Here is a 16,879-nt window from a genome sequence, read left to right as displayed (position 1 = left end):
TTCCGCCCGAGTCCAAGGTTTGCCGCGCCTGAAAAAATTCTGTAAGGATTGAAGAATAAAACGCTTGTTCAATTCTTCAGACCACAAGGAACACACCGCTATGGATTTCGCGCTGACCGAGGAACAGACAGCCATTTTCGACATGGCCTATGCCTTTGGGCAGGATCATATCGCCCCCCATGCGCGCCAGTGGGAATCCGATGGTACAATCCCGAAAGAGCTGTGGCCGCAAGTGGGCGAGCTGGGTTTTGGTGCGCTCTACGTTTCCGAAGACAGCGGCGGATCAAATCTGTCGCGTCTGGACGCAACCCTTGTATTCGAGGCACTTTCAATGGCCTGCCCCTCGGTCGCGGCATTCCTGTCGATCCACAATATGTGCGCCAAGATGCTGGACAGCTTCGCAAGCGAAGAGCTGAAAGCCCGGATCATGCCCGATGTGCTGAGCCTGAAGACCGTGCTCAGCTATTGTCTGACCGAACCGGGTTCGGGCTCGGACGCGGCGGCGTTGAAGACTCGGGCCGAGCGTTCAAACGAGGGGTATACTCTGAACGGAACCAAGGCGTTTATCTCGGGCGGCGGATATTCCGACGCCTATGTCTGCATGGTCCGCACCGGTGCGGACGGGCCCAAGGGGATCTCGACCGTGTATGTGGAAGACGGAACGCCGGGTCTCAGCTTTGGCGCGCTGGAGCAGAAAATGGGGTGGAAAAGCCAACCGACGGCTCAGGTGCAATTTGATGATTGCAAAATCCCGTCCGGCAATCTGGTCGGCCAGGAAGGCGACGGCTTTAAATACGCCATGATGGGTCTGGATGGCGGGCGTCTCAACATCGCCTCGTGTTCTCTGGGTGCGGCGCAAAATGGGTTGGACATGACGTTACAATACATGTCGGAACGCAAGGCATTCGGCCAATCCATCGACCAGTTTCAGGCCCTGCAGTTCCGTCTTGCAGATATGGAGATCGAACTGCAGGCCGCGCGCACCTTCCTGCGTCAGGCGGCTTGGAAGCTGGATAAAGGGGCGCCGGACGCCACAAAATTCTGCGCCATGGCCAAGAAATTCGTGACCGAGACCGGGTCGAAGGTCGTGGACCAATGTCTGCAATTGCATGGCGGTTATGGCTATCTGGCCGATTACGGGATCGAAAAACTTGTGCGCGATCTGCGGGTGCATCAGATATTGGAAGGCACGAACGAAATCATGCGAGTCATCGTCGCGCGTCAGATGCTGACCAACCGCTGAGGACCCAATGCCAGACATCGACATCCGAACCACTGGCCGCGCCGGACGCATCACGCTGACACGCCCCCGCGCCCTGAACGCACTGAGCTATGAGATGTGCATGGTGATCGACGCTGCGCTGCGGAACTGGCGCGAGGATGATGCTGTCGACCTGATTATTCTGGATGCCGAGGGGGAAAAGGCGTTCTGCGCTGGCGGAGACATTGCCGAGCTTTATGACACCGGGATCAAGGGCGATTTTGCCTACGGGCAAACCTTCTGGCGGGATGAATATCTTCTGAACGCCCTGATCTTTGAATATCCAAAGCCAGTCATCAGTTTCCTGCAGGGGTTCACCATGGGCGGCGGTGTCGGAATCGGCTGTCATGGCAGCCATCGGATCGTTGGCGGAACCTCGCAAATCGCCATGCCGGAATGCGGCATCGGGCTGGTCCCGGATGTTGGCGGGTCTTTGATGCTGGCTCTGGCCCCCGGACGTCTGGGTGAATATCTTGGCACAACCGGGCATCGCATGAACGGCGCAGACGCGATTTATGCCGGTTTTGCAGATTATTTCATTCCACAAGACATCTGGGCCTCGCTGATCGAACAGTTGGAGGCCTCGGGCGATGCCGATGTGATTGGGCGTCATGCCATCACACCGCCGGAAAGTCAGTTGGAACAGATACAGGGGCAGATCGACCGCCTGTTTGACGGCGAAACCTTGGGGGACATTCTCAACCAACTGCGCAGCGACACGACCGAATTCGCCGCGCAAACGTTGACCAGGATCGAACGGAATTGCCCGATATCAATGGCTTGCGCGATCGAGATCATCCATCGGCTTAAGGGCCCTTCGCTGACCCAACGCAAGGCTTTGGAACTTGAATATCGCTTCACCTATCGCGCGATGGAGCACGGGGATTTTCTGGAAGGCATTCGCGCCCAGATCATCGAAAAAGACCGCAATCCGAAATGGCAGTTTGCCGATTTGAACGTTCCCGGTGTTGCCGTGTCGAACATGCTGAGACCACTGGGGCAAAACACTTTGAAATTTGAGGAGGACTAGGGATGAAGATCGCCTTCATCGGCTTGGGAAACATGGGCGCGCCCATGGCCGCCAATCTCGCCAAAGCCGGGCATACCGTTACAGGTTTCGATATGGCCGACGTGTCAGTCGACGGGGTGACACTGGCCCCGTCCGGTGCCGAGGCGGCAGCCGGTGCTGATGTTGCCATCACCATGCTTCCCAATGGTCAAATCCTGCGCGCCGTCGCTGATGAGATCATTCCGGCCATGTCAGCCGGTGCGGTACTGGTTGATTGTTCAACGGTTGACGTGGACAGCGCTCGCGAAGTGGCAAAACAAGCTGTGGATGCGGGTTTGCTGGCGGTTGACGCCCCGGTTTCGGGCGGTATTGGTGGCGCGGCTGCCGGGACCCTGACTTTTATGGCCGGTGGATCAGACGCCGCCTTTGCAAAGGCCGCCCCGTTGTTTGAAATCATGGGTCAGAAAGCGGTGCATTGTGGCGAGGCCGGTTCCGGTCAGGCGGCGAAGATCTGCAACAATATGATCCTCGGCGTGACCATGATTGCCACATGCGAAGCTTTTGCGCTGGCCGACAAACTGGGCCTAGACCGACAGAAGATGTTCGATGTCGTCAGCACGTCGTCTGGTTATAGTTGGACAATGAATGCCTATTGCCCCGCACCGGGTGTCGGCCCACAGAGCCCTGCGGATAACGGCTATCAACCGGGTTTCGCGGCCGAGTTGATGCTGAAAGACCTGCGCCTTAGCCAGCAAGCCGCCGACAGCGCCGATGCCGATACGCCGATGGGCCACGCCGCGACCGTATTGTATGAGCAGTTCGTTGAGCACGAAGACGGCTTGGGTCGCGACTTCAGTGCCATGCTTCCAAGGTTCGAAACGCGTCGCAGATCATAGGGTCCAGCGGCGGAAGTTCGCACAGGCCTCAAAATCGCAAGGAGCTCCCCCTATCTGATCAGGGTGAAATGTGCGATTGATAAATTACCTGTTTTGGAGACTGTGTGAATGAAAACTCTGACCTGCCTGACCGCGATTGCCGTTTTTACTGTCGCTCCTATTGCCGCATGGGCCGGAAACGGCAATGGCAAAGGGAAAAACAAGAACAAGGTTCAGGTTGAGCGGGTCTCACCCGATTATGGGGTCAGGACCGGGGCGAAGGCAGGTCATTGCCCGCCCGGTCTGGCCAAGAAAGCAGTGCCCTGCGTGCCCCCCGGTCAGGTGAAAAATCGCTATCGCGTCGGCGACCGCATCTCGGATGGTTACGTCTGGATCAATGACCCCTACCGCTATGGATTGCGCCGGGGCGGAGATTATGTCCGAGCCGGGGATTACGTCTATCGCATCGATCCCGAAACCCGGAAAGTTCTGAACCTGATCGGTGCCGTCGCTGACATTTTGTATTGATCACACCTATTCGGCAGCGACCCGTTTGGAATTAAACATCGGCTTGAGGTAACGGCCCGTGTGGCTGCGTTCACAAGCGGCCACCTGCTCGGGCGTGCCCTCGGCCACGATCTGACCACCACCATCGCCGCCTTCCGGACCGATATCAATGATCCAGTCGGCGGTTTTGACCACGTCCAGATTGTGCTCGATCACGACAACGGTATTGCCCTGGTCAACCAGTTCATGCAGCACTTCCAACAGTTTGCGCACGTCTTCGAAATGCAGACCTGTCGTAGGTTCGTCCAGAATATACAATGTTCGCCCGGTGGACCGTTTCGACAACTCTTTCGACAGTTTCACCCGCTGCGCCTCACCGCCTGACAGGGTTGTCGCCTGCTGGCCGACTTTGATATAACCCAGTCCAACGCGGGCCAGCGCATCCATCTTGTCACGGATCGAGGGCACAGCCTTGAAGAAGTCCTGTGCGTCTTCCACCGTCATATCAAGCACATCTGCGATGGATTTGCCCTTAAACTTGATCTCCAACGTCTCACGATTATACCGCGCGCCTTTGCAGGTCTCGCAGGTCACATAGACGTCTGGCAGAAAATGCATCTCGATCTTGATGACACCGTCACCCTGACACGCCTCACACCGACCGCCTTTGACATTGAAGCTGAACCGTCCCGGTTTGTAGCCGCGCGCCTTGGCTTCGGGCAGGCCCGCAAACCAATCGCGGATTGGGGTGAAGGCCCCAGTGTAAGTCGCTGGATTTGAACGCGGAGTTCGTCCGATAGGCCTCTGGTCAATATCGATGACCTTGTCCAGATGTTCCAACCCCTTGATCGTCTCACAGGGCGCAGGCGTCTGTCGGGCACCGTTCAGACGCATCGAGGCAGTCTTGAACAGAGTTTCGATGGTGAGGGTGGATTTCCCGCCCCCCGAAACACCGGTCACACAGACGAACTTGCCAAGCGGGAACTGCGCGGTCACGTTTTTGAGGTTATTGCCCGTCGCCTTAACAACGGTGACTTTTTTCTTGTTGCCTGCCCGGCGTTCGGTCGGCACAGCAATTTCCCGCGTACCAGACAGGTATTGGCCGGTGATCGACGCCGCGTCGTCTGCAATATGGTCCGGCGTACCGTGGCTGACCACTTGCCCGCCATGCACACCCGCGCCCGGGCCAATGTCGAACACATAATCCGCCTCGCGTATGGCCTCTTCGTCATGCTCCACAACGATCACGGTATTGCCCTGATCACGCAGATTTTTCAGCGTGCCCAACAGACGGTCATTGTCGCGTTGGTGCAATCCGATCGACGGTTCATCCAGTACATAAAGCACACCAGTCAAACCCGAGCCAATCTGGCTGGCCAGACGAATACGCTGGCTTTCTCCACCAGAGAGGGTGCCACTTGAACGTGACAGCGTAAGATACTCCAATCCAACGTTATTCAGGAATCCAAGCCGCTCCCGGATTTCCTTGAGGATTGCTCGTGCGATTTCGTTTTTCTGAACGCTCAGATGGTTCGGGGCATCCTCGACCCAGGCCAGAGCCTCTCGAATCGACATCTGAACCACCTGCCCGACGTGCAGACCGGCAATCTTGACGGCCAGAGCCTCAGCCCGCAGGCGGAATCCTTCGCAGGTGCCGCAAGGGCGGTTGTTTTGGTAACGTTCGAACTCTTCCCGAATCCAGGCGCTGTCGGTCTCACGATAGCGGCGCTCCATGTTGGGGATGACCCCCTCAAAGGTACGGGTGACCTGATAGACCCGCCCGCCTTCGTCATAGCGGAACTGAATTTCTTCATCACCCGAACCGCGCAAGAACACCTGCTGCACCTTCTTGGGCAGATCCTTCCATGGTGTGTTCTTGTCGAACTCATAGTGCCGCGCGATGGCTTCGATGGTTTGCAGGAAATACGGAGATTTTCCTTTGCGCCACGGTGCCAAAGCGCCGTCGTACAGCTTCAGCGTCTGATCTGGCACGACCAGCCGTTCGTCAAAGAACAGTTCAACCCCCAGACCATCGCAATCCGGGCAGGCCCCGAAAGGTGCGTTGAACGAGAATAGGCGCGGCTCGATCTCAGGGATGGTGAACCCGCTGACCGGACAGGCAAAATTCTCACTGAAGGTGATCCGCTCGGGGTCGCCTTCCCTTGGCGCCGTTTCCAGAATGGCGATTCCATCAGCCAAGTCCAAAGCAGTACGCAGGCTGTCGGCCAGCCGGGTTTCCATCCCCTCGCGGACCACGAGCCGATCGACGACCACGTCGATGTCATGCCGGAACTTCTTGTCCAGCGTCGGCGGTTCGTCCAGTTCGTAAAACGCACCGTCTACTTTGACCCTCTGGAAACCCTGCTTGCGCAGTTCCAGAAACTCTTTCTTATATTCGCCCTTCCGGTCGCGTACGATCGGAGCCAGCAGGTAACCCCGCGTCCCCTCCTCCATCGTCATAATCCGGTCGACCATATCCTGCACCTGCTGCGCTTCAATAGGCTGTCCGGTGGCTGGGCTGTAAGGCGTACCGGCGCGAGCAAAAAGCAGGCGCAGATAGTCGTAAATCTCGGTCACGGTCCCTACGGTCGAACGCGGGTTTTTCGAGGTCGTCTTCTGCTCGATCGAGATCGCCGGACTTAGCCCGCTGATGTGATCCACATCGGGCTTTTCCATCATATCAAGGAATTGACGGGCATAGGCCGATAAACTCTCGACATAGCGGCGCTGCCCCTCGGCATAGATCGTGTCAAACGCCAGCGAGGACTTGCCCGAGCCCGACAATCCGGTGATCACCACCAGCTGGTCACGTGGAATGTCGACATCAATGCCCTTGAGGTTATGTTCGCGCGCGCCGCGCACCTCGATATTCTTCAGCTCAGCCATTCTGGCCCCCAACACAAACGTTCTTCAGAAATAGGCGAGCGGCGCTGAGTCTCCAACCGAAAAGTTAGAACAAATGTGGAACAGGCGGATTTTCCACCACCCTCCGCTTATTCGACCGATTTCCGGGCTATTGCCCATGCGCAAATCGGAAAATCAGCGTCGTTTGTCAGATCGTCCCTTTCTGGATCGTAGATTGGTGGCCAGTCCAGCTCGAGATTACGTAGGGCCGCCTGACGATTACCCCATTGTTCCGACCGTATGCCCGCCGGATCGAACCCGCATTCGGTCAGAAGGTTAACCAACCCGCGCGCGGACCACCGGGAACAATCGTTGGGTGCCGCATGGAAAGGAATAAAGAACGGCACCGCCAGCCAAAAATACCCACCAGGTCGCAACATCTCGGACACGTTCAATGTAGCCTCATAGGGGCGATCCAAATGCTCCCAAACCTGATTGGCCAGGATTAGGTCGAATGTTCGAACCGTGCCCTGCTCATCCGTCAGTGGTCCAAGGCAAATGTCGTGTTGCCGCCGCCAGGCTTGCGTATAGGTCTTAAAGGCAAACTGCTTACCCCAAGATCCAGAGATTTCAAACGCATTCAGAGATGGCGGGTCCAGTTTCCGAATCCAGTCCCGGCTGCGGCGTGCCATTACGATCCGGTTCAGACTGGTCACGGAGGCTCTCTCGGGTTGGTCCTGTCGCGTCGGTCATGCCAGACCGGAACTGGCCCTGCAATGCCTTTGCAGCAATGCCGATTTTCATCATCAGGGGAAAATGGCGCGGTTGACGGGGCTCGAACCCGCGACCCCCGGCGTGACAGGCCGGTACTCTAACCAACTGAGCTACAACCGCGCATTTAGGGTCTCTGTGCGATCCATTTGCCCGGATCCAAGGCTGGCAGCGATGGCGCGGTTGACGGGGCTCGAACCCGCGACCCCCGGCGTGACAGGCCGGTACTCTAACCAACTGAGCTACAACCGCCCACTGCCCGTTCTTTGCTGAACGTTGGGGTGTATTATGGCCACGGTCGGGCAGCGTCAAGCGGCGTTTTCAAATTTTCTCTCAAAACTGGAATTTTGAGTTTCCGCCGAGTTTGACAAGACACCGGGCGGGTTTCAAATTCCCCGCCTTCTCTTTGTTTTTCCTGACATGCGGGCGCGCGCACCCGAAAGCGCAACCCAAGAATGTGTTACGACAGCAACAGCAGGTTCTTTTTGCCCCAATCAAATACACATTCCCCCCATTTGGGCATAGGGCTGCCCGGGCTCATGAGGTCTCATTTCGACCCTAGCATAATCAAAAAACACACGGAGCAGACACGTGAAAAAACTGTTTATTGCCAGCGCAGTAACCGCAATTTCCATTTCCAGCCAGGCGCAGGCGGTTGAACTGGCCGGCGCATATATCGACTTGGGCTATTCGACATTCACCGACAGTGATTTGGGGGATGTGTTCAACCTGAACGGGTCGGCCGAAGTTGCTTTCACGCGCATGTTCAGCACCCAGTTGGATCTGGGCGGATATCGCTTCGACAATCCCGACGATACGGCAACCAGCTGGACCTTGCATGGCAATCTTCACAGCAGCCAGAACACGTCCTTCGGGGCGTTTTACGGTGAGGAAGAGCTAGACGGCACCGATTTCGACTTCTACGGCGTTGAAGCAGGTTTTGATGTTGGCGAGGCAGATTTCGAGGCCTATCTGGGTCGTCAGGAACTGTCTGATTTCTCGGACATCGACGGAACCCTCTTTGGGATTTCAATCAGCGCAGATCTGGCCGACCGGTGGGAGTTGAAGGCCAGCTATGATCTGGTCGATAACGTTCTCGGTATTCTCGATTACGATCTGTATGCTGTCGGCGCAAATTACGCCGCGACCGACTATGCGCAGGTCTATGGTGAAATCGGCGTGGCCCATATCTCGTCTCCCATCGTCTCGGGCAGCACAAACGAAGCATATGTCGGCGTCGGAGTTCGCTTCACCTTCGGCAACGAGCGCGCCACGACCTTTGGTCGCCGAGGAGTATTCGACAAGCTTCCCGGACTTTAAGACCAAAGCCCCGGGACCCCATCCCGGGGCTATCTGTCCCATGCCAGGCTCTGTCGGCTGATAGTTCCTCTTGCACGGGATCAAAACAGGCTGTAATAGCCGCCTCTACGGGTGATTAGCTCAGTGGTAGAGCGCTTCGTTCACATCGAAGATGTCAGGAGTTCAAATCTCTTATCACCCACCACTTCCCTTTATCACGCGTGTTTACGCATCTTACTGACCTTTTGGTGCATTCGCTTTGCTGACCATTGGCCCGTCGGCTGCTTCTGGTCCGAAGGTACCGGAGCGTTCCATGTTGCGCCAGGGCTTGTTTTGTCCTCCAAATTACCGAAGCAGCGACTGCAACTTACCGAGAACTGCTTTGGTTTTATTTGACCAATGCCGCTTGTCTTTATGTCCGATGCTTTGATCGAACTTGGCTTTGGCCAATTGCAACACCGCCTCCTTCCGCTCCGAATTATAGGCGCACAATTGATCGATGCGCGTTATCTGCAAGGCTTGACCTGATCGAGGCTGCGCAATTCCGTAGTCGATGTCATCAAACTCCAAACCATACTTATCACGAAGCAAAGGTAGTTCTTTGCACTGTGAAGTGATGTACTCAACGACCTCCGGTCGGAGATTAGGTTTTGTGGGAAAATCAATTGCCTGATCCGCTTGGAAAACGGCATCGAGTCGCTTGCGTTTCAGTAGTGTCTCTTCCTTGTTACGTGGGCTTTCGCTGGGTGACAACTCGTGTAAAACAGCCATGCCTTCGGCGGAAACGCTTTCGTTGCTATTCACCTTCGGAAGCTCATCAAATGGGATCGGTAGTTTGGACCAATCAAGAAAGTCTGCGACGATATCCCGCTCCACCAATCTTTCTCTCTCGAAAGCACGTACTTTTACATCTTGATCAAAAATAAGCCGATAAGAGTCCAGCGTTTTCGCAATTGACGTGCCGTGGGGTTGAACGATTTGGTTTCGGGATTTCAAGGCTTGCTGAACACTCGATAAATACCGCTTAACCGGGCTGCGAATGTAGGCCAGAACCTGAATCTCATCTGCTATGCTTGGTAATTACTGCCGCGCCCTTGCGATCTCTTGTTTCGAACAAGTTTTGAAAAGTACTTCGCTACTCAGAACCAGGTATTCCGGCTTCTTCGCCTTCAATTGCTTTAGAAGGTTTTCCCACTCTTCGAGCGCTTTTTCTTTGGCAGATTCGGCCGTAAACCCCATTCGTGCCACGACAGAAGAATCCGGATTCAAATCGGTGTAAACCAGCGGCTGCAACCAATGGTGGCGTGATCTGATGTAAATTGGCTCAGGATACATGCATCCGTATTTCTGAATGTTTTCCCTCGCGGCGTAAAGGCTATCTTGAATTGAAGTCGACCCAGCCTTTGCCATGCCAATGTGAAGAGTGAGTTTCAATTCTAGCCCTATACATTCTCTCAGCGTCGCGCCGGTATTTGCATTGCCGCAAAAACAACGACCACATTCCAGTGCTACAAAATCACACGGCGCTGTATTGTGATAGTGTTTCCACGTAGTTTCTGTTGAAACAAAAAATAGGCGAGCCAATGGCCCGCCTACATGTCCTCAGAAACAGCGAGTTAATGCGCCGTCGCCGACGTTCCACTGCTTCCCGCCGCTTTCGCGGCGGCAGCCGCAGCTTCTTCTGCTGCCTCATCCCATTCAATGGACTCGGGAGTGCTAATAAGGGCCTGCTCCAGGACTTCAGAAACATGTTTGACCGGAATGATCTTCAGACCTTCCTTCACATTGTCCGGGATGTCAGCCAGGTCCTTTTCATTCTCTTCAGGAATGAGAACCGTTTTGATCCCGCCGCGCAGCGCCGCAAGCAGCTTTTCTTTCAAACCACCGATGGGCATGGCATTGCCACGCAATGAAACCTCGCCTGTCATGGCGATGTCCTTGCGCACCGGAATACCCGTCAGGACCGACACGATCGAGGTCACCATCGCAAGACCCGCCGAAGGACCATCCTTGGGCGTCGCGCCATCCGGTACGTGGACGTGGATGTCCAACGTATCGAATTTCGGCGGTTTTACCCCGATCTGAGGTGAAATCGACCGCACATAGGACGAGGCCGCATCGATGGATTCCTTCATCACATCGCCCAGCTTACCGGTGGTCTTCATCCGACCCTTGCCGGGCAGTTTCAGAGCCTCGATATGCAGCAGATCTCCACCGACGGACGTCCACGCCAGACCGGTTACGACACCAACCTGATCGTCCTGTTCGGCCAGACCATAGCGGAACTTGGGCACGCCAAGGAAATCATCCAGATTGTCCGGCGTCACGGTGACTGATTCAGCCTCTTTCTTGATGATCTTGGTCAGCGACTTCCGCGCCACTTTGGCGATCTCACGTTCGAGGTTCCGCACCCCCGCCTCGCGGGTATACGTGCGGATGATCGATTGCAGCGCCTCATCGGTCAGTTCAAACTCCTTGGCCTTCAGACCATGGTTCTTGACCTGCTTGTCGATCAGATGCTGCTTTGCGATCTCGCTCTTTTCCTCTTCGGTGTAACCGGCCAGCGGGATGATCTCCATCCGGTCCAGCAGAGGCCCGGGCATGTTATAGCTGTTCGACGTGGTCAGGAACATCACGTTGGAAAGGTCATATTCGACCTCGAGATAATGGTCCATGAACGTGTTGTTCTGTTCCGGGTCCAACACCTCCAGCATCGCCGAAGCCGGGTCACCACGGAAATCCTGCCCCATCTTGTCGATCTCGTCGAGCAGGATGAGCGGGTTCGTGGTTTTGGCCTTTTTCAGCGCCTGAATGATCTTGCCGGGCATCGAACCGATGTAGGTCCGACGGTGGCCGCGAATCTCAGATTCGTCGCGCACACCACCCAGGCTAATGCGAATGAACTCGCGCCCTGTGGCCTTTGCGACCGATTTACCCAGCGAGGTCTTACCCACGCCCGGAGGGCCAACAAGGCACAGGATCGGGCCTTTCAGCTTTTTCGAACGCTGTTGAACCGCAAGGTACTCGACGATGCGTTCCTTGACCTTCTCAAGCCCATAGTGATCAGCGTCCAGAATATCCTGCGCGCGGCCAAGATCCTTTTTGACGCGCGACTTGGTGCCCCACGGCAGCGCCAGAATCCAATCCAAGTAGTTGCGCACGACGGTGGCTTCAGCCGACATCGGGCTCATGTTGCGCAGCTTCTTCAGCTCGCCTTCAGCCTTTTCGCGCGCTTCTTTCGACAGCTTGGTTTCATTGATCTTGGCTTCGATTTCGGCAACTTCGTTGCTACCGTCCTCGCCATCGCCAAGCTCCTTCTGAATGGCTTTCATCTGCTCATTCAGATAATACTCGCGCTGCGTCTTCTCCATCTGGGATTTAACGCGGGTCTTGATCTTTTTCTCGACCTGCAGGACCGACATTTCGCCCTGCATCAGGCCATACACCTTCTCAAGCCGTTCGCTGACACTGAGCGTTTCAAGCAGTTCCTGTTTTTGCTCGACTTCGATACCCAAATGGCCCGAGACCAAATCGGCCAGCTTCGCCGGTTCTGCGGTTTCACCAACAGCGGTCAGCGCCTCTTCGGGAATGTTCTTGCGCACCTTGGCATAGCGCTCGAACTCATCCGCAACGGTGCGCAGCAAAGCCTCGGTCGTTGTGACGTCGCCGGGGATTTCGGTGACATATTCCGCCCGGGCTTCGAAAAACTGATCGTTCTCCAGAAACTCAGTGATCTGCACCCGTGCCTGTCCTTCGACCAGAACCTTGACGGTGCCGTCGGGCAGTTTCAGCAATTGCAGAACATTGGCCAGAACACCGGACTTATAAATTCCGTCGATCTCGGGATCGTCGTCACCCGGATCGATTTGGCTGGACAACAGAATTTGCTTGTCATCCTGCATAACCTCTTCCAGCGCGCGGACCGATTTGTCACGGCCCACGAACAGCGGCACGATCATATGCGGGAACACCACAATGTCGCGCAGCGGCAGGACGGGGTATGAGGAATTCAGAGGCTCTTGCATGCTCTATCCTTATCATTGGCAAGACGGCAGCGGTCCCTGATTCAGGCAACCTTTGGCCATCTCCTGTTTGGACGATAAAGGTGGGGCACCTGTATCCCCTTTTCAACCTTTCCGCCGTGTATCGCAGCGCACAATGACCCGAGGTTTCGGGGACCGCAAGGTATCCCCGGGACATATCCACGGATTTTAGCACAGTATTGGGATCAATGCGCGTTAAAGCGGTTCAATGTCGCCCTGTGCGCGTGTTGCGTGGAACTCAGCCTGCCAGTGCACGAAGGTGCCCGCAGCAATCGCATCGCGCATTTCCTGCATGATCTGTTGGAAATAATGCAGGTTGTGCCAGGTCAGCAACATACCCGAGATCATCTCATTTGCGCGGAACACATGGTGCAGATAGGCGCGGGAATAACTTGCGCAGGCCGGACATGTGCAATGTTCGTCCAATGGACGTGGATCATCTGCGTGACGCGCGTTCTTGATATTTACGACGCCGTTGCGGGTGAACACCTGCCCCGTGCGCCCCGAGCGCGAAGGCAGCACGCAATCCATCATATCAACACCGCGCGCCACCGCGCCGACGATGTCATCGGGCTTGCCAACCCCCATCAGATATCGCGGTTTGTCTGTCGGCAGAAACTCTGGTGCATAATCGAGGCAGCCAAACATCGCCTCCTGCCCTTCACCCACGGCCAGACCACCGATCGCATAGCCCTCAAAGCCAATCGCCTTAAGCGCGGCGGCGCTTTCTTCCCGCAGGTCCTTTTCCAGACCACCTTGCATGATACCGAAGAGGGCATGACCGGGACGATCACCAAACGCCTCGCGCGAACGCTCGGCCCAACGCATCGAAAGGCGCATCGACTCGGCGATCCGGTCACGGTCGGCTGGCAATGCCGGGCATTCGTCAAAGCACATCACAATGTCCGAGCCCAGCAGGCGTTGAATCTCCATTGACCGTTCGGGCGACAGCTCGTGTTTCGAACCGTCGATATGCGATTTGAAGGTCACGCCCTTTTCGGTCAGCTTGCGCAGGCTTGCCAGTGACATGACCTGAAACCCGCCCGAATCCGTAAGAATGGGCCTGTCCCAGTTCATGAATTTGTGCAATCCGCCCAACCGATCGATCCGTTCTGCCGTTGGTCGCAACATCAGGTGATAGGTGTTGCCCAACAACATATCGGCACCGGTCGCGCGCACGCTTTCGGGCATCATCGCCTTGACTGTGGCCGCAGTTCCCACCGGCATGAAGGCCGGTGTTCGTACCTCGCCCCGAGGAGTTTGAATGACACCCGTGCGGGCGCGTCCATCTGTGGCGTTCAACTGGAATGAAAATCGCTGGGTCATGTGTTTGCCTCGGGACTGCAACCGCGCAGGCTTTGCCGTATCTGCTGCGTCATTGCAAGCGATCAAGGCAGCGTTGCGACCGTTTCGGTAAACACCCGCACGACCCCTGCCCCATCCACATCGCGGCAAACCTGTATGGCGGGTCTGGACGCATCAACCAGGGTCGCGCCAACTTCGGGTCCGTCCTGGACCACATGAATTCCGGTCACAACAGTGTCGAACATTGCATCATGCGTGCAGGCAATCACTGCTGTTGAATCGTGCAGGCCACAGCCCTCCAACCCACCGACCTCGCGGTAAAACCTCAGATAAAACCGAGAGATATCGCGCAGAAATCCGCCAATATCGGGCGATCGCCGCGCCAGCGCCTCGAAATCCGCGCCTTCATAGAGCGTTTTCAGCGTCACATCCAACCCGACCAGAACCGATGGTAACGGGGCTGAAAACACTGCATCCGCAGCCTGTATATCATGGTAGATATTGGCCTCGGCATGAGGCGTCACATTGCCCTCGCAAAACACCGCACCACCCATGATCACCAGTTTTGCCAGATTAGAAGAGAACGCGGGATCCAGCCGGATCGCATCGGCGATGTTGGTCAAGGGCCCCACTGCGCAGACAACCAGTTCTCCCTTATGCGCACGCGCCATCTCGACCAGATACTCGGCGGCTGGCAGGGCATGGTTCTCGCCAATCTGAGGGATATCTTTAACATCGCCAAACCCTTCGGGACCGTGCACATGCTTGGAGGGGGTATGACAATCTTGCCCCCACGCAAACGGGGCACCTTCGGCGACCGGAACATCCAACCCCAGTTTGGCCTGCAAAAACCGTGCGTTGCGGCTGGATTGGTGGACATGGGTGTTGCCGAAGATGGTCGTTAGCCCCACCAGATCAATACCCGTCGCAGCGGCGGCGTACGCGATCGCTAATGCGTCGTCGATACCGGGGTCTGTGTCGATAATAAGTTTCATCCTCGTGCGATACCGCAGACGCAATGGGATGCAAAGCTGTCACAGCCTGGGAATTGGATGCCGGGTAAAGACGTTCACACATTCCAATTCATACCCGTACAATCCATACCTGAGTTGCAATCAGGCGACTCAATTCCCAAATGTATACTGTCGTACACAATAATAGAGGACAGACATGACCGAAGAACAGATTATCGGACTGCTGACATCAAATCTGGTATACCTGCTGGCGGCCGCCTTTGTTATCGCGGTCATCTTCAAGGGGATAAAGATCGTCCCGCAATCCGAGAAATACGTCGTCGAACGCTTTGGGCGGTTGCATTCTGTTCTTGGACCTGGAATCAACTTTATCGTTCCTTTTCTGGATGTTGCACGACACAAGATATCCATTCTTGAACGCCAATTGCCAAATGCCACCCAGGACGCGATCACCAAGGATAACGTTCTGGTCCAGATTGATACGTCGGTCTTCTACCGCATTCTCGAACCGGAAAAGACCGTCTACCGTATCCGGGATGTTGATGGCGCAATCGCCACGACCGTCGCCGGGATCGTGCGTGCCGAGATCGGCAAAATGGACCTGGACGAAGTGCAATCAAACCGCGCGCAACTGATTGAACGCATTCAGGAAAGCGTCGAAACCGCCGTGGACGACTGGGGCATCGAAGTAACCCGCGCCGAGATTTTGGACGTCAATCTGGATCAGGCGACGCGCGATGCGATGCTTCAGCAGTTGAACGCGGAACGTGCTCGTCGGGCGCAGGTGACCGAAGCCGAGGGCCAAAAACGCGCGGTCGAATTGCAGGCTGATGCCGAGCTTTATGCCGCCGAACAAACCGCCAAGGCCCGCCGCATTCAGGCCGAGGCCGAGGCCTTTGCCACAAGCGTTGTCGCCAAGGCGATTCAAGATAACGGGATTGAGGCCGCGCAATATCAGGTCGCGCTGAAACAGGTCGAGGCGCTGAATACGTTGGGTGGCGGGACTGGCTCTCAGACTATCGTTGTGCCTGCCAACGCGCTCGAAGCCTTTGGCGACGCGTTCAAGATGCTAAAGGGAGGCAAGTAATGGCAGATCCGTTCTGGCTGACCTGGTGGATTTGGCTGGCGGCTGCGTTAGTGCTGGCCATTGCAGAGGTAACTCTGCCGGGCTTCATATTTCTGGGCTTCGCGATCGGGGCCGCCATCACTGGGTTACTATTGCTGATCCCCGGCATGGTCCCTGTGCTTCCAGTACTGCTGTTGATCTTTGCGGTATTGTCACTTGTCGCATGGCTGGTGTTGCGAAAAATCTTTGCCCTACCCCATGGCCAGGTGAAGACCTTTAATCACGATATCAACGACTGATCGAACATCACACGGGACCCGGGCACCACGGCACCTCTGGACGGTGCCCGGGTCTTTCCCTATATAAACTCTCAGGTAACAGACCCGAGGCTTCAATGACCCATCCGAGTGAACAGTTTGAAGGCAGCCCGCTAATCGCGCCTTCGACGATCGAGCATCCTCTGTACGAACCCGTCGTGGACGCTTGCCGGACGGTCTATGACCCTGAAATCCCAGTCAATATCTACGACCTGGGCCTGATCTACACAATTGACATCACTGCTGAAAACTCGGTCAAGGTGATCATGACACTGACAGCCCCCGGCTGTCCGGTCGCAGGCGAGATGCCCGGCTGGATCGTTGAAGCCATCGAACCGGTGGCAGGTGTCAAGGACGTGGACGTCGAACTGACATGGGAACCGCCCTGGGGTATGGAGATGATGTCCGACGAGGCCCGTCTGGAATTGGGTTTCATGTAAACCGGCGCGTTTACAAACAGACGTTTTGGCGATCAGCTACTGACCCCGGAAAACGCGGAAGAATTCGGGATTGCAGCGACCCGTACCGGTACAGCTGGGGTGGAGTGCGGCGCTATTTCGCAAAAGATCACCACCTGACCTACCGTCATGCGCAGTATGATCTGCAGA

General features: G+C 56.0%; 15 protein-coding genes and 3 tRNA genes. 9 read left to right on the top strand and 9 right to left on the bottom strand.

Annotated elements, in window-relative coordinates; translation table 11 throughout:
* Nucleotides 1-100: 100 nt before the first annotated feature.
* The 4 genes from ACRZ9X_RS14870 to ACRZ9X_RS14855 all read left to right on the top strand — a co-directional run bounded on the left by ACRZ9X_RS14870 (nucleotide 101) and on the right by ACRZ9X_RS14855 (nucleotide 3,673).
* On the top strand, nucleotides 101-1,243 hold the full coding sequence (locus ACRZ9X_RS14870) for an acyl-CoA dehydrogenase family protein (RefSeq protein ID WP_480520189.1): 1,143 nt from the start codon (nucleotides 101-103) through the stop codon (nucleotides 1,241-1,243).
* Between the two features lie 7 nt (nucleotides 1,244-1,250).
* Nucleotides 1,251-2,291: an enoyl-CoA hydratase/isomerase family protein gene (locus ACRZ9X_RS14865; RefSeq protein WP_480520187.1), complete on the top strand. Its 1,041-nt coding sequence runs from the start codon at nucleotides 1,251-1,253 to the stop codon at nucleotides 2,289-2,291.
* A gap of 2 nt (nucleotides 2,292-2,293) precedes the next feature.
* Nucleotides 2,294-3,166, top strand: a complete 873-nt coding sequence (gene mmsB, locus ACRZ9X_RS14860; protein WP_480520185.1) for a 3-hydroxyisobutyrate dehydrogenase — start codon at nucleotides 2,294-2,296, stop codon at nucleotides 3,164-3,166.
* Between the two features lie 108 nt (nucleotides 3,167-3,274).
* The gene (locus tag ACRZ9X_RS14855) at nucleotides 3,275-3,673 is read left to right on the top strand and encodes a hypothetical protein (RefSeq protein ID WP_480520183.1); all 399 of its coding nucleotides are present in this window, start codon (nucleotides 3,275-3,277) and stop codon (nucleotides 3,671-3,673) included.
* Between the two features lie 6 nt (nucleotides 3,674-3,679).
* On the opposite strand, the gene uvrA is transcribed toward ACRZ9X_RS14855, so the two are convergent.
* The 4 genes from uvrA to ACRZ9X_RS14835 form a co-directional block, all read right to left on the bottom strand.
* The gene (uvrA, locus tag ACRZ9X_RS14850) at nucleotides 3,680-6,538 is read right to left on the bottom strand and encodes an excinuclease ABC subunit UvrA (RefSeq protein ID WP_480520181.1); all 2,859 of its coding nucleotides are present in this window, start codon (nucleotides 6,536-6,538) and stop codon (nucleotides 3,680-3,682) included.
* Between the two features lie 107 nt (nucleotides 6,539-6,645).
* Nucleotides 6,646-7,212, bottom strand: a complete 567-nt coding sequence (locus tag ACRZ9X_RS14845; protein ID WP_480520179.1) for a methyltransferase domain-containing protein — start codon at nucleotides 7,210-7,212, stop codon at nucleotides 6,646-6,648.
* Between the two features lie 101 nt (nucleotides 7,213-7,313).
* Nucleotides 7,314-7,390: transfer RNA gene (locus ACRZ9X_RS14840), tRNA-Asp, on the bottom strand.
* Between the two features lie 52 nt (nucleotides 7,391-7,442).
* A tRNA-Asp gene (locus ACRZ9X_RS14835) sits at nucleotides 7,443-7,519 on the bottom strand.
* Nucleotides 7,520-7,858: 339 nt separating this feature from the next.
* On the opposite strand from ACRZ9X_RS14835, the gene ACRZ9X_RS14830 reads away from it, so the two are divergent.
* Complete coding sequence (locus ACRZ9X_RS14830; protein ID WP_480520177.1) at nucleotides 7,859-8,587, top strand: hypothetical protein; 729 nt, start codon at nucleotides 7,859-7,861, stop codon at nucleotides 8,585-8,587.
* A 109-nt stretch (nucleotides 8,588-8,696) separates the two neighbouring features.
* Nucleotides 8,697-8,771 (top strand) — tRNA-Val (locus ACRZ9X_RS14825).
* Between the two features lie 140 nt (nucleotides 8,772-8,911).
* Here the strand turns inward: ACRZ9X_RS14825 and ACRZ9X_RS14820 are convergent.
* From ACRZ9X_RS14820 to ACRZ9X_RS14800, 5 genes are all read right to left on the bottom strand, one after another.
* A complete protein-coding gene (locus ACRZ9X_RS14820; protein WP_480520176.1) occupies nucleotides 8,912-9,562 on the bottom strand; it encodes a hypothetical protein in 651 nt (216 codons plus the stop codon).
* 84 nt (nucleotides 9,563-9,646) lie between these two features.
* Nucleotides 9,647-10,150 (bottom strand): hypothetical protein, encoded by a 504-nt coding sequence (locus ACRZ9X_RS14815; protein ID WP_480520174.1) that lies wholly within the window; start codon nucleotides 10,148-10,150, stop codon nucleotides 9,647-9,649.
* A 32-nt stretch (nucleotides 10,151-10,182) separates the two neighbouring features.
* Nucleotides 10,183-12,591 carry an endopeptidase La gene (lon, locus tag ACRZ9X_RS14810; protein WP_480520172.1) on the bottom strand — a complete coding sequence of 803 codons (2,409 nt, stop codon included), beginning with the start codon at nucleotides 12,589-12,591 and terminating at the stop codon, nucleotides 10,183-10,185.
* Nucleotides 12,592-12,804: 213 nt separating this feature from the next.
* Nucleotides 12,805-13,935 carry a tRNA guanosine(34) transglycosylase Tgt gene (tgt, locus tag ACRZ9X_RS14805; protein WP_480520170.1) on the bottom strand — a complete coding sequence of 377 codons (1,131 nt, stop codon included), beginning with the start codon at nucleotides 13,933-13,935 and terminating at the stop codon, nucleotides 12,805-12,807.
* A 62-nt stretch (nucleotides 13,936-13,997) separates the two neighbouring features.
* Nucleotides 13,998-14,909: a nucleoside hydrolase gene (locus ACRZ9X_RS14800; protein ID WP_480520168.1), complete on the bottom strand. Its 912-nt coding sequence runs from the start codon at nucleotides 14,907-14,909 to the stop codon at nucleotides 13,998-14,000.
* Nucleotides 14,910-15,084: 175 nt separating this feature from the next.
* On the opposite strand from ACRZ9X_RS14800, the gene ACRZ9X_RS14795 reads away from it, so the two are divergent.
* The 3 genes from ACRZ9X_RS14795 (at nucleotide 15,085) to ACRZ9X_RS14785 (ending at nucleotide 16,711) form a co-directional block, all read left to right on the top strand.
* Entirely contained in the window at nucleotides 15,085-15,975 is an 891-nt protein-coding gene (locus ACRZ9X_RS14795) for an SPFH domain-containing protein (protein WP_480520166.1), read from the top strand.
* Nucleotides 15,975-16,253: an NfeD family protein gene (locus ACRZ9X_RS14790; protein ID WP_480520164.1), complete on the top strand. Its 279-nt coding sequence runs from the start codon at nucleotides 15,975-15,977 to the stop codon at nucleotides 16,251-16,253. The genes ACRZ9X_RS14795 and ACRZ9X_RS14790 overlap by 1 nt, the downstream gene beginning before the upstream one ends.
* A 95-nt stretch (nucleotides 16,254-16,348) precedes the next feature.
* Nucleotides 16,349-16,711, top strand: a complete 363-nt coding sequence (locus ACRZ9X_RS14785; protein ID WP_480520162.1) for an SUF system Fe-S cluster assembly protein — start codon at nucleotides 16,349-16,351, stop codon at nucleotides 16,709-16,711.
* Nucleotides 16,712-16,879: the final 168 nt, after the last annotated feature.

The sequence above is a fragment of the Ruegeria sp. AL1 genome, assembly GCF_056540905.1.
This window is presented reverse-complemented; position numbering and strand designations above follow the sequence as displayed.

Bases quoted from the DNA above. Each gene is read 5' to 3' on its own strand.
- ACRZ9X_RS14800 (WP_480520168.1), bottom strand. From the start codon at position 14,909: ATGAAACTTATTATCGACACAGACCCCGGTATCGACGACGCATTAGCG.
- lon (WP_480520172.1), bottom strand. From the start codon at position 12,591: ATGCAAGAGCCTCTGAATTCCTCATACCCCGTCCTGCCGCTGCGCGAC.
- tgt (WP_480520170.1), bottom strand. From the start codon at position 13,935: ATGACCCAGCGATTTTCATTCCAGTTGAACGCCACAGATGGACGCGCC.
- ACRZ9X_RS14790 (WP_480520164.1), top strand. From the start codon at position 15,975: ATGGCAGATCCGTTCTGGCTGACCTGGTGGATTTGGCTGGCGGCTGCG.
- mmsB (WP_480520185.1), top strand. From the start codon at position 2,294: ATGAAGATCGCCTTCATCGGCTTGGGAAACATGGGCGCGCCCATGGCC.
- uvrA (WP_480520181.1), bottom strand. From the start codon at position 6,538: ATGGCTGAGCTGAAGAATATCGAGGTGCGCGGCGCGCGCGAACATAAC.
- ACRZ9X_RS14855 (WP_480520183.1), top strand. From the start codon at position 3,275: ATGAAAACTCTGACCTGCCTGACCGCGATTGCCGTTTTTACTGTCGCT.
- ACRZ9X_RS14795 (WP_480520166.1), top strand. From the start codon at position 15,085: ATGACCGAAGAACAGATTATCGGACTGCTGACATCAAATCTGGTATAC.
- ACRZ9X_RS14870 (WP_480520189.1), top strand. From the start codon at position 101: ATGGATTTCGCGCTGACCGAGGAACAGACAGCCATTTTCGACATGGCC.
- ACRZ9X_RS14865 (WP_480520187.1), top strand. From the start codon at position 1,251: ATGCCAGACATCGACATCCGAACCACTGGCCGCGCCGGACGCATCACG.
- ACRZ9X_RS14785 (WP_480520162.1), top strand. From the start codon at position 16,349: ATGACCCATCCGAGTGAACAGTTTGAAGGCAGCCCGCTAATCGCGCCT.